Below are 12,592 nucleotides of genomic sequence, written 5' to 3'. Positions count from 1 at the left end.
CATGTCGAGTTTTAAACGTCTTTGCTGCTGCCTGCTACTGCCGGCCTTGATGCTGTGGGAAGCCACGGCATGGGCCGGCGCGCCGCCGCGCACCTTGCGTTTCGAGCAGCTCAGCGTGGAACATGGCCTGGCGCAGGAAACGGTGCTGGCCATCGCCCAGGACCGGCAAGGCTTCATGTGGCTCGGCACCCAGGCCGGCCTGACGCGCTTCGACGGCTACCGCACCATCACCTACAAGAGTGCCGTCTCCGATCCGCGCAGCCTGGTCGACAACTGGGTGCGCGTGCTGCACCTCGATCCCACCGGCCAGCTGTGGATCGGCACCGACGGCGGGCTGGATCGCTACGATTCCGCTACCCGCACCTTCACCCACTTTCTGCCGCGCGAATCGCCGCAGCGCGGCAACGGCAACCGTCACGTGCGCGCGATTGCCGATGATGGCGCCGGCGGCCTGTGGGTGGCCAGCGCCGACGGCCTGCATCACTTCGACCCGACTACCAGGCGCTTCACCAGCTGGCACCACGATCCGGCGGATGCCGGCAGCCTGTCCAACGACCACGTGGCGGCGCTGGCGCGCGATGCCGCCGGCCGCCTGTGGGTGGGCACTGCATCGGGGCTGGACATGCTGTCGCCCGGCGCTACGCGCTTCCAGCACTACGACGTCGACGCCAGCGGCGACAGCAAATTCAACTCGGTGACGGCGCTCCAGGTGGACAACGCGCAGACGCTGTGGGTCGGCACGCAGGGTGGGCTGGAACAATGGCGGCTGCTGGCCGCCGAACCGCAGCGCCGCCGCCTCGGCGCGCGCGAGGGGCTGAATGCTGGCGTCAGCGTCACCTCGCTGTACCAGGATGCCGAGGCCAATCTGTGGATAGGGTCACTGGCCGATGGCCTGTTCCGTTGGCTGCCGGCGGAAGAGCGCATGGTGCCGTACCGTCACCAGATCGGCGATCCGCACAGCGTGGCGGACAACCAGATTTCCGCGCTGTTCCGCGACCGCGTGGGGACCATGTGGGTCGGCACCTGGAATGATGGCGTCAGCCGCGTCGACATGGGCAGCGGCGGTTTCGCGCGTATCGTGCGCCAGGCGGAACAGCCCAACTCCCTGTCCGACAACAAGGTGCGCGCCATCCTGTCCGATGGTCACGGCAAGCTGTGGCTGGGCAGCAGCGGCGGTTTGAATCTGTATGACCCGGTCAGCGGCGAGAGCAAGGTCTGGCGCCATGATCCCAAGCGCGCCAACAGCATCAGCGACGACCAGGTCACCGCGCTGTGGCGCGAGAAGAATGGCAACCTGTGGCTGGGCGGTCCGGCCGGCATCAACCACCTCAATCTGACCACCGGCTCGATCCGCGCCGTCTCCTTCGTGCGCGGCGATCCATCCAGCGACACTATCCGCAACATCGTCCAGGACCGCAGCGGCATGTTGTGGATCGCCTCGCGCGGCGGCTTGCACCGGCTCGACCCGCAAACGCTGGAAGTACGCACCTACCGCCACGATCCGGCTGACAGCAGCAGCCTGTCGGACAATGTGGTGCGGCCTATCCTGGAGGACCGCAAGGGCCAGCTGTGGGTCGGCACCTTCAACGGCCTCGATCTGCTGGACCGCAAGAACGGCGTCTTCCGCCACTTCCGCCGCGACCCCGCCGATCCGTATAGCCTCAGTCACGACGAGGTGCACTTCCTGTATGAAGACCCGCGCGGCACCATCTGGGTCGGCACGGCGGCGGGCCTGAACCGGATGGAGGTGACGGCCGATGGCGGCATTCGATTCCGCCGCTACCTGCGGCAGGACGGCATCGCCGACGACGCCATCGCCTCGATCCTGCCGGATGAAGCGGGCAACCTGTGGATGAGTACTAACAGCGGCCTGTCGCGCCTCAATATCGAAACGGGACTGGTGCGCAATTACAGCGGCGCCGATGGCACCATCGAAGGCGCGTACTTCGACGGCGCTGCGCTGCGCACGCCGGACGGCACGCTGTACTTCGGCGGCTTTAATGGCATCACTGCGTTCTCGCCGACCGACGTGCGCGAGAACAGCGTGGCGCCGACGGTGGCGATTACCGATTTCCAGATCTTTAACAAGTCGATCAAGCCGGGGCAGGGCGATCACCCGGACGTGCTGAAGACCGCGATTGAACACACCAGCGCCGTCACGCTGCCGGAATCCGATTCCGTGTTCTCGCTGGAGTTCGCCGCGTTGCACTACGCGGCGCCGCAGCGCAACCGCTTCGCCTACCAACTGCGAGGCTTTGACGAAGACTGGGTAGTCACCGACTCCACCAAGCGCTTCGCCACCTACACCAACCTGGACCCCGGCAAGTACCTGTTCCGCGTCAAGGCGGCCAACAAGGACGGCATCTGGAACGACAACGCGGCCACGCTGGAGATCACCATCCGGCCGCCGTTCTGGAAGACCTGGTGGTTCCGCACGCTGCTGGTGTGGCTGGGACTCGGCGCGGCGTATGCCGCCTACCATGCGCGCGTGCGCAGCCTGCAGCATCAGCAATTGCGGCTGGAGCAGCTGGTAGGATCGCGCACGGCGGAGGTGGAGCACAAGAACCAGCAGCTGCAGCAGCAGAAGCACGAACTGGAACGGCGCCGGCTGGAGGCGGAAGCGCAGCGCGCCGAGGCCGAGCAGCGCCGGATCGATACCGAGCTTCAGAAGGAAGAAGTAGAGCAGGCTCACCGCAATATCTCGGTGCTGAGCGAACTGGGACGCGAGATGAGCGCCTCGCTCGACATGGAAACCACCATGCAGACGCTGTACCGCCACGTCAATCACCTGATGCATGCCCCGATCTTCGGCATCGGCTTTGTGCGCGAGGGCGACGGAGTGATCGACTTCCCGTTTGCGATCGAAGGCGGCGTGCGCACTTACCCGTACCAACGTCGGCTGGACCAGCCCAACCAGCTGGCGGTATGGTGCCTGACCCAGCGCAAGCCGATCCTGATCAACGACTTCCAGAACGAGTACCGCGACTACATGGACGAATCGGGCCTGGCGACGTTGACGCCATGCGTGCGCGAAGACGGCGAACCAGCCGCGCCGGCGCATTCGATGATGTACGCGCCGCTGATCGTCGGCGATAAGGTGGTCGGTCTGCTCAGCGTGCAAAGCACGGAGCGCAACAGCTATCACCGCGTCCACATGGACATGCTGCAAACGCTGGCGTCGCACGCCGCCGCCGGCCTGGAAAACGCGCGCGCCTACCAGCAACTGGAAGAAACGCTGCAAACGCTGCGCCACACGCGCGACCAACTGATGGCGCAGGAACGCCAGGTGCGGCTGCATACCGAGGAGCTGGCGCTGGCCAACCGCGCCTTGCAGGACAACGAGGAACGCCTGCGCTACGCCAAGCAGAAGGCGGAAGACGCCACCCGCCAGAAGTCCGAATTCCTGGCCAATATGAGCCACGAGATGCGCACGCCGCTGGCCGGCGTAATCGGCATGCTGGGCTTCGCGCTGCGCGACGCCAGCCTGGCCGCCGGCACCCGCGAGCAGATCCTGCGCGGCCAGGCCAATGCGCAGTCGCTGCTGTCCATCATCAACGACCTGCTGGATTTCTCCAAGATCGAGGCGGGCAAGCTGACCATCGAGAATATCGATTTTTCGTTGTCGTCGGCGGTGGAAAATGTGGTCAGCCTGTTTGAGGAACAGGCGGCTGCGCACAGCGTCGGTTTCCGCCTGACGTTTGGCGACGACCTGCCGCAGTTCGTTGTGGGCGATCCGACGCGCTTGCGGCAGGTGCTGGTCAACCTGGTTGGCAACGCCTTTAAATTCACGCAGCAAGGCATGGTGGCCATGCACGTGGAGCGGGTGCCGGACGATGGCACGGATAACCGTATCCGCTTCAGCGTCGCCGACACCGGCATCGGCATCGAAGCCGATGCGATACCGCGCCTGTTCCAGCAGTTCGAGCAGGCCGACGCTTCGACCACGCGCCGCTACGGCGGCACCGGCCTGGGACTGGCGATCTGCCGCCAACTGGTGGAGCTGATGGGCGGCAGCATCAACGCCGTCAGCACGCCGGGGCAGGGCAGCACCTTCATGTTTGAAGTGCCGCTGCCGAATGGCGTAGCGCCGCCGGTGGTGCCGCATGTGCCGCGCGAACCGCACAGCCATCAGCTGAAAGTGCTGTGCGCGGAAGACTTCCCGACCAACCAGATCATCATCCGCATGATGCTGGAAGACCTGGGCCACAAGGTGGACATCGCCGCCAACGGCGCGCTGGCGGTCAAGGCCTGTTCGCTGACGCGCTACGACCTGATTTTGATGGACGGCCGCATGCCGGAGATGGATGGCGCCAGCGCCACGCGCCTGATCCGTTCCGGCGGCCCGGACACCGCGCCGGTGCGCGACCAGGAACTGATGATCATCGCGCTGACCGCCAACGCCAGCGAGGAAGACCGCAGCCGCTATCTGGCCTCCGGCATGGACGACTTCCTCACCAAGCCGATTGACGAAGACAAGCTGCACTTCCAGTTAAGCCGGGCGATAGAACGCCAGTTACAGCGTGGCTTCCAGCTGCCGCGCATGCAACCGCGCCGTCCCTTGCATCCGGCCGCCGGCACGCCGGAGCTGGATGCGATGTTCGGCGTGGCGCCGGCTTCGCTGGAGACCTCGCGCGTTGCACAGCACAGCGGGGGGGCTAGCGATCTGAAAGCGCGGATGCGCAGCGCCTTCAACCAGGATGCGCCGCTGCGGCTGGCGGACCTGGAAGAGGCGCTGATGCAGCGCGACAGTGAAACCGCCAGTCGTCTGCTGCACGGCATGAAGGGCAGCGCCGGCTACCTGGAAGAGCAGGAGCTGCAAGCGCTGTGCGGTGATCTGGAACAGGAGGCGGACCATGGCAACTGGGAGCAGGTGGAGTCGGCCATGCCGCATCTGCGCCATTTGCTGGCGCAAGCGCGTGCGGCTGGCGCGCCATAGAGTGTATCTTCAAGCTTATTGACGATTATTGATGTAATATCATCACAAACGACCCGAGGAGCCACATGAAAGTTCTGGTAGTTGACGATGATGTCGTCTCACGCATGGTGCTGATGCACCTGATCGATAGCTGCGGCAGTTTCGATATCGTTGAAGCGGAGGACGGCGCCGACGCATGGCAGCAGCTGGAAGACGGCCTGCGTCCAGCCATCTGCTTCTGCGACCTGCGCATGCCTCGCCTGTCGGGTATCGAGTTGCTACAGCGGGTAAAGGGGCATGCTGAATTGAACAGCATGCCGTTCGTGCTGGTCACCTCGGCCAACGACAAGGAAACCGTGCTGGAAGCTACGCGCGCTGGCGCTGCCGGCTACATCGTCAAGCCGTTCCAGGCGGAGCAGGTACGCGTGCATCTGGCGGGTTTTCTCGACCAGGCGGCCAGCGGCTACGAACACCTGGCCGAGACGCCGGCCGACACCTTGCGCCGGCTGGGCATCAATGGCGAGCGCCTGATTGTGTATCTCACCGGTTTCCAGAACCAGTTGACGGCCGCCGCCACTGACCTCGAAGTGGCGCTGGCCAAGGGCGATCAGCAAGACGCAAAGGTGCGCCTCGACCGTTTGCACGCCGGCTGCGTCACGCTAGGCCTGCACGGCGCGGCGGCGTCGCTGAAGAGTTTTACGGCGGAGCGCCTGTCCAACGAAGAGGTACAGGCGGTGTTGTCGGACGTGGTGCGCGCCGTGATCCACCAGGCCGGTTTGGTGCGTCAGGAAGCCAGCTGACAATTTAATACTTGATGTTGAGATAGTTTAAGTTTAAAGTATCTGCGTTGCAGTGGATACCTGTCGACTTCCAACTTCAAGGCGATCATGAATCAACCTCCCGCAGCCAGCGCCTACACCGACCATTTTGCCCGCGACCATTTGCCGCCGCGCGAACTGTGGCCGGAATTACGTTTCGACCTCCCCGAGTTACAGTATCCTGCCCGCCTCAATTGCGTGGCGATGCTGTTGGATGAAGGTGCGCGCGCACATCCGGAACGCATTGCCATTCGCGGCGCGCAGGAGGCGTGGAGTTACGCCCAGTTGCAACAGCAGGTTGACCGCATCGCCCACGTGCTGCGCGACCCGATGCAGCTAGAGGCGGGCAACCGCGTGCTGCTGCGCGGCGCCAATTGTCCGTTGATGGCGGCCTGCCTGTTGGCGGTTCTGAAAGCGGGCCTGATCGCCGTGCCGACCATGCCGCTGTTGCGCGCGCGCGAACTGGGCGCCATCGCCAACAAGGCGGAAGTCAATGCCGTGCTGTGTGCCGACAGCTTGCGCGTGGAGTTGGAAGCGGCCGACTTGCCGGCCGAAGCGCGCGCGAAAACGCTGTGGTTCGGCAGCGCCGACAACGCCGCGCTGGAGGCGCTGATGGCAACCCAGCCGGCGCAGTTTGATGCGGTAGATACGGCGGCCGACGATGTCTGCCTGATCAGCTTCACCTCCGGCACCACCGGCATCCCCAAAGGTACGATGCACTTCCATCGCGACGTGATGGTGATTTGCGACTGCTTCCCGCGTTCGGTGCTGCACTCGCAGCGCAGCGACATCTTCGTCGGTACGCCGCCGCTGGCCTTTACCTTCGGCCTTGGCGGCCTGCTGCTGTTTCCGTTACGGGTTGGCGCCACGGCGGTGCTGCTGGAGAAGCTGACGCCGGAAACTCTGCTGAAAGCCATAGAGACGTATCGCGCAACCGTGTGTTTTACTGCTCCCACTTTTTACCGGCAGATGGCGGCGCTGGCGCAGCAATTCGATCTCGCCAGTTTGCAGAAAAGCGTATCGGCCGGCGAAGCACTGCCGCTGGCCACGCGCGAAAGCTGGCGCCAGGCCACGGGCTTGAATATGATCGACGGCATCGGCGCGACGGAGCTGCTGCACATCTTTATCTCCGCCTCGGGCGACCAGATACGGCCAGGCGCTACCGGCAAACCGGTGCCGGGCTATCAGGCGTGCATCCTGGACTTGCAGGGCAATCCGGTGGGGCCGGGCGTGATCGGCCGGCTGGCGGTGAAAGGCCCGACCGGCTGCCGCTACCTGGCCGACGAACGGCAGCGTGACTATGTGCTGAACGGTTGGAACCTGACCGGCGACGCCTACGAGATGGACGCCGATGGTTATTTCTACTACCGCTCCCGCACCGATGACATGATCATCTCGGCCGGCTACAACATCGCCGGGCCGGAAGTGGAGGAGATATTGTTGCGTCATCCTGCCGTGGCGGAGTGCTGCGTGATCGGCAAGGCCGACCAGGAACGCGGGCAGATCGTGGAAGCGCACGTGGTGCTGCGCGCCGGCCATGCGGAATCGCCGGCGCTGGCGGCGCAGTTACAGGAATTCGTGAAGGAGCAGATCGCGCCGTATAAATATCCGCGCTCGATCCAGTTCCTCAATTCCTTGCCGCGTACGGAAACCGGCAAGCTGCAACGCTTCAAACTGCGTGGAATCTCATGAACATATTGTGCATAGGCGGCGGCCCGGCAGGCCTGTATTTCGCGCTGCTGATGAAGAAGCAGAATCCCTCCCACCGGATCACGGTGGTGGAGCGCAATCGTCCCTACGATACATTCGGCTGGGGCGTGGTCTTTTCCGACCAGACGCTGGGCAATCTGGCCGAAGCGGATGCACCGACTGCGCAGGCCATTGAAGCATCGTTTAATCATTGGGATGATATCGATGTCTTCTTCAAGGGCGAGAAGGTGACGTCGGGCGGGCATGGCTTCTGCGGCATCGGCCGCAAGCATTTGCTGAATATTCTGCAGCATCGCTGCGAAGAGTTGGGCGTGTCGCTGGTGTTTGAAACCGAGGTGACGGATGAGCAGCAATACGATGCGGACCTGATCATCGCTTCCGATGGGTTGAACAGCCGGATTCGCACGCGGCATGTGGAGAGCTTCCAGCCGCAGATCGAACAGCGTCACTGCCGCTTTGTGTGGATGGGCACGCGCAAGAAGTTCGATGCTTTCACGTTTGCTTTCAGACAGACGGAGCATGGCTGGTTTCAGGCGCATATCTATCAGTACGACGCCGATACGTCGACCTTTATCATTGAAACGCCGGAGACGGTGTGGCGCGCTTCTGGCCTGGCGGAGATGAGCCAGGAAGAGTCCATCGCTTTCTGCGAGCGTCTGTTTGCCGACCAGCTGGATGGCCACAAGCTGATGACCAATGCGGCGCATTTGCGCGGCTCGGCGATGTGGATCACGTTCCCGCGCATCGTCTGCGGGCGTTGGGTGCATTGGAACGGCGCGGTGCCGGTGGTGTTGATGGGCGACGCTGCGCACACGGCGCATTATTCGATCGGCTCCGGCACCAAGCTGGCGCTGGAAGACGCGATCGAGCTTGCGCGCTGTTTCGCCTCGCAGCCGGACATGGCGTCTGCGCTGGCGGCGTATGAAAAACTGCGCGCGGTGGAGGTGCTCAAGCTGCAAAACGCGGCACGCAATTCGATGGAGTGGTTTGAGAACGTGGACCGCTACACGGCGATGGAAGCGCCACAGTTTGCGTACTCGATGCTGACGCGCAGCCAGCGCCTGTCGCATGAAAACCTGCGCCTGCGCGACGCCGCCTACGTAGCTGACTACGAACGCTGGTTCGCGCAACGCGCTGCCGCGCAAGCCGGGCAGGCCACGGCCATCGCAACCGGCACCGCACCTCCAATGTTCACACCCTACAAAGTCCGCGACCTCATACTGAAGAACCGCATCCTGGTCTCACCTATGGCGCAATACAGCGCGGTACACGGCATGGTCGGCGACTACCATCTCGCCCACCTCGGCGCGCGCGCGCTGGGCGGAGCGGCGCTGGTGTTTGCCGAAATGACCTGCGTCTCCGCCGACGCCCGCATCACGCCATACTGTCCCGGCCTGTACACGCAAGAACACACGCAAGCCTGGAAGCGCATCGTCGACTTCGTCCACCAGCACACCGACGCCGCGATTGCCGTGCAACTCGGTCACGCCGGCGCCAAAGGCTCCACGCGCGCCATGTGGGACGGCATCGACCAGCCGCTGGACAAGGATAACTGGCCGCTGGTATCCGCCTCGCCGCAGCAATACCTGCAAGGCATATCGCAAACCGCCCACGAAATGACGACGGAAGACATGGACCGCATCCAGGCCGACTTCGTGCGCGCCACGCTGGCCGCCGACGAAGCAGGCTTCGACTGGCTGGAATTGCACTGCGCGCATGGCTACCTGCTGTCCTCCTTCATCTCGCCACTGACTAACCAGCGCAGCGACGATTACGGCGGCAGTCTGGAAAACCGCTGCCGCTATCCGCTGCGCGTATTCGCCGCGATGCGCGCCGCATGGCCGCAGCATAAGCCGATGAGCGTGCGCATCTCCGCCCACGACTGGGTGGAAGGCGGCATCACGCCCGACGACGCAGTGCAGATCGCGCGCCTGTTCAAAGCAGCCGGCGCGGACATGATCGACTGCTCCTCCGGCCAAGTGAGCAAACAAGAAAAACCGGTATATGGCCGCATGTTCCAGACCCCGTTCGCGGACCGCATCCGCAACGAGGCCGGCATCGGCGCCATCGCCGTCGGATCGATATACGAAGCCGATCACGCCAACAGCATCATCGCCGCCGGCCGCGCCGACTTGTGCGCGGTGGGCCGTCCACACCTCGCCAATCCGGCATGGACGCTGACGGAAGCGGCGCGCATCGGCTATAAAACAATCGCATGGCCTAAGCAGTACCTGGCGGGCAAACAACAATTGGAAAGAAATCATGGAAGATGAAGAACAGCTGGACCTCGCCAGTCGATTGACGAGCGACCATCACCAGTCGCTCAAACTGTGGCTGCGCATGTTGTCGTGCACCGTCAAGATCGAGAACGAAATCCGCAGCCGCCTGCGCGCGACCTTCGGCATCACGCTGCCGCGCTTCGACCTGATGGCGCAGCTGGAGCGCTACCCGCAAGGCTTGCGCATGGGCGAACTGTCCAAGCGCATGATGGTCACCGGCGGTAACGTCACCGGCATCACCGACCAGCTGGAGCAGGAAAAGCTGGTGGTGCGCGTGCCCGATCCCAAGGACGGCCGCGCCTACAGCGTCAAGCTCACGCCGGCCGGCCGCAAGGCCTTCGCCACCATGGCGGCGGTGCATGAAGACTGGATCGCCGAACTGCTGCAAGACGTTTCCGGCGCCGACAAGACAACGCTGATCGACCTGCTGTCGGACATGAAGCAGAAGCTGAGGACCGAGCCATGAAATATCGCCCAGGCGAACCGCAACAGCTGCCCGGCAACCGCGCCGCGCTGGCCGGCTACCAGGCCAGCCACTTCCAGTTTGAAGTCAGCTGCGGCGTAGCCACGTTGACGCTGAATCGTCCCGAGCGCAAAAATCCGCTGACGTTTGAATCCTACGCCGAGCTGCGCGATCTGTTTCGCGCGCTGACCTATGCGGATGACGTCAAAGCTGTAGTGCTCACCGGCGCCGGCGACAACTTCTGCTCCGGCGGCGACGTGCATGACATCATCGGCCCGCTGACCAAGCTGGATATGCCCGGCATGCTGGCCTTCACGCGCATGACCGGCGATCTGGTAAAAGCCATGCGCCACTGCCCGCAGCCGATCATCGCCGCAGTGGACGGCATCTGCGCCGGCGCCGGCGCCATTCTCGCGCTGGCGTCGGACATCCGCCTCGGCACGGCGCGCAGCAAGACCGCTTTCCTGTTCACGCGCGTGGGCCTGGCCGGCGCCGACATGGGCGCGTGCTCACTGCTGCCGCGCGTGATCGGTCAAGGCCGAGCGGCGGAGCTGCTGTACACCGGCCGTTCGATGTCCGGCGCTGAGGCGGAACGCTGGGGCTTTTTCAACAGCGTGCAGGAGCCGGAAGCCTTGCTGGATGCGGCGCGCGCCTTCGCGCAAGGCCTGGCCGATGGTCCCACATTCGCGCATGGCATGACCAAGAAAATGCTGCATCAGGAATGGAATATGGGCGTGGACGAAGCGATCGAGGCGGAAGCGCAGGCGCAGGCCATCTGCATGGCCACCAACGATTTCCATCGCGCGTACCACGCGTTCGTGGCCAAGCAAAAACCGCAATTCGAGGGCGACTGATGAGCGACAAGAACTACCTGGCGTGGCCTTTCCTGGAACCGCGCCATGCGGCGCTGGAGCAGGCGCTGGACGCATGGGCCACGCGGCACATCGTCGGCGTACATGCGGAGGACGTCGATGAAGCCTGCCGTCATCTGGTGCGCCAGCTGGGCGAGGGCGGCTGGCTGCGTCACGCCATCGGCGGCACGGCACACGGCGGCGTCAGCGACAGCATCGACACGCGCGCCGTTTGCCTGATCCGCGAAACGCTGGCGCGCCATAACGGCCTGGCGGATTTTGCGTTTGCCATGCAGGGACTGGGCTCCGGCGCCATCAGCCTGTTTGGCAGCGAGGCCAATCGCGCTGACTACCTGCCGCGCGTGGCGCGAGGCGAAGCGATAGCGGCGTTTGCGTTGTCCGAACCGCAGGCCGGTTCCGACGTCGCCGCCATGCAGTGCACAGCGACGCTGAACGGTGACCACTATGTGCTCAACGGTGAGAAGACCTGGATCTCCAACGGCGGCATCGCCGATTTCTACGTGGTGTTTGCGCGCACCGGCGAACAGCCCGGCGCGCGCGGCATCAGCGCCTTCATCGTCGATGCCGATACACCGGGGCTGACGATCGCGGAGCGCATCAACGTGATCGCCCCGCATCCGCTGGCGCGCTTGCAGTTCAGCGATTGTTGCGTCCCTGCCGGCAAGCGGCTGGGCGAGGCAGGGCAGGGCTTCAAGGTGGCGATGGCCACGCTGGATGTATTCCGCACCTCGGTGGCCGCGGCGGCGTTGGGCTTTGCGCGCCGTGCGCTGGACGAGGCGCTGCAACGCGCCACGCAGCGGCAGATGTTCGGCCAGGTGCTGGCCGACTTCCAGCTGACGCAAGCCAAGCTGGCCGAGATGGCAACCGGTATCGACACCTCGGCCTTGCTGACCTACCGCGCGGCCTGGCAGCGTGACCAAGGCCAGAAAGTCACCAAGGAAGCGGCCATGGCCAAGCTGCACGCCACCGAAACCGCGCAGCAGGTGATCGACGCCGCGCTGCAAATGTTCGGCGGCCTCGGTGTGGTCAGCGGCCAGACGGTGGAAACCCTGTACCGCGAAATCCGCGCGCTGCGCATCTACGAAGGCGCGACCGAAGTGCAGCAACTGATCATCGCGCGCGAACTGCTGAAGGAGGCATGATGGAGATACTGCAACCGCCAGGCTGGGCGCGTCCGCGCGGCTATTCGAACGGCGTGGCCGCCAGCGGCCGCCTGGTGTGCGTCAGCGGCATGATCGGCTGGGATGCCGAGGGCGTGTTCCACACCGACGATTTCGCTGGCCAGGTCCGGCAGGCGCTGCTCAACATCGTCGCCGTGCTGAAGGAGGCCGGCGCCGGGCCAGAGCATATCGTGCGCATGACGTGGTACGTGGTAGACAAGGACGAATACGTGGCGGCCTACAAGGAGGTCGGCGCCGCCTACCGCGAGATTATCGGCGCCCACTACCCGGCCATGACGGCGGTGCAGGTCGCCGCGCTGGTCGAGGACCGGGCGCGGGTGGAGATTGAGGTGACGGCGGTGATTACAAATTGAG

General features: G+C 64.3%; 8 protein-coding genes. All 8 read left to right on the top strand.

The genetic code is table 11. The features are described 5' to 3' along the window. Window position 1: 1 nt before the first annotated feature. The 8 genes from GTP69_RS22090 (at window position 2) to GTP69_RS22055 (ending at window position 12,591) form a co-directional block, all read left to right on the top strand. Complete coding sequence (locus GTP69_RS22090; protein ID WP_161056881.1) at window positions 2-4,936, top strand: two-component regulator propeller domain-containing protein; 4,935 nt, start codon at window positions 2-4, stop codon at window positions 4,934-4,936. Between the two features lie 65 nt (window positions 4,937-5,001). Then, a complete protein-coding gene (locus GTP69_RS22085) occupies window positions 5,002-5,715 on the top strand; it encodes a response regulator (RefSeq protein ID WP_161056880.1) in 714 nt (237 codons plus the stop codon). An 87-nt stretch (window positions 5,716-5,802) separates the two neighbouring features. Further along, a complete protein-coding gene (locus GTP69_RS22080; protein WP_161056879.1) occupies window positions 5,803-7,425 on the top strand; it encodes an AMP-binding protein in 1,623 nt (540 codons plus the stop codon). Continuing rightward, window positions 7,422-9,716, top strand: coding sequence for a bifunctional salicylyl-CoA 5-hydroxylase/oxidoreductase (locus GTP69_RS22075; RefSeq protein WP_161056878.1), 2,295 nt, complete (start codon window positions 7,422-7,424; stop codon window positions 9,714-9,716). Before GTP69_RS22080 ends, GTP69_RS22075 begins: the two co-directional genes overlap by 4 nt. Then, window positions 9,706-10,188, top strand: coding sequence for a MarR family winged helix-turn-helix transcriptional regulator (locus GTP69_RS22070; protein ID WP_161056877.1), 483 nt, complete (start codon window positions 9,706-9,708; stop codon window positions 10,186-10,188). The genes GTP69_RS22075 and GTP69_RS22070 overlap by 11 nt, the downstream gene beginning before the upstream one ends. Further along, complete coding sequence (locus tag GTP69_RS22065) at window positions 10,185-11,039, top strand: enoyl-CoA hydratase family protein (RefSeq protein WP_161056876.1); 855 nt, start codon at window positions 10,185-10,187, stop codon at window positions 11,037-11,039. Before GTP69_RS22070 ends, GTP69_RS22065 begins: the two co-directional genes overlap by 4 nt. Continuing rightward, complete coding sequence (locus GTP69_RS22060; protein WP_161056875.1) at window positions 11,039-12,199, top strand: acyl-CoA dehydrogenase family protein; 1,161 nt, start codon at window positions 11,039-11,041, stop codon at window positions 12,197-12,199. The genes GTP69_RS22065 and GTP69_RS22060 overlap by 1 nt, the downstream gene beginning before the upstream one ends. Beyond that, complete coding sequence (locus GTP69_RS22055) at window positions 12,199-12,591, top strand: RidA family protein (RefSeq protein ID WP_161056921.1); 393 nt, start codon at window positions 12,199-12,201, stop codon at window positions 12,589-12,591. Before GTP69_RS22060 ends, GTP69_RS22055 begins: the two co-directional genes overlap by 1 nt. Window position 12,592 lies beyond the last annotated feature (1 nt).

Source organism: Duganella levis (assembly GCF_009857605.1).
Classification (GTDB): domain Bacteria; phylum Pseudomonadota; class Gammaproteobacteria; order Burkholderiales; family Burkholderiaceae_D; genus Rugamonas; species Rugamonas levis.
The sequence above is the reverse complement of the archived record's forward strand: the minus strand, read 5'-3'. Positions and strand labels throughout refer to the sequence as shown.

Coding starts and splice junctions, on each gene's coding strand:
- GTP69_RS22090 (WP_161056881.1), top strand. CDS start 2: ATGTCGAGTTTTAAACGTCTTTGCTGCTGCCTGCTACTGCCGGCCTTG.
- GTP69_RS22085 (WP_161056880.1), top strand. CDS start 5,002: ATGAAAGTTCTGGTAGTTGACGATGATGTCGTCTCACGCATGGTGCTG.
- GTP69_RS22080 (WP_161056879.1), top strand. CDS start 5,803: ATGAATCAACCTCCCGCAGCCAGCGCCTACACCGACCATTTTGCCCGC.
- GTP69_RS22075 (WP_161056878.1), top strand. CDS start 7,422: ATGAACATATTGTGCATAGGCGGCGGCCCGGCAGGCCTGTATTTCGCG.
- GTP69_RS22070 (WP_161056877.1), top strand. CDS start 9,706: ATGGAAGATGAAGAACAGCTGGACCTCGCCAGTCGATTGACGAGCGAC.
- GTP69_RS22065 (WP_161056876.1), top strand. CDS start 10,185: ATGAAATATCGCCCAGGCGAACCGCAACAGCTGCCCGGCAACCGCGCC.
- GTP69_RS22060 (WP_161056875.1), top strand. CDS start 11,039: ATGAGCGACAAGAACTACCTGGCGTGGCCTTTCCTGGAACCGCGCCAT.
- GTP69_RS22055 (WP_161056921.1), top strand. CDS start 12,199: ATGGAGATACTGCAACCGCCAGGCTGGGCGCGTCCGCGCGGCTATTCG.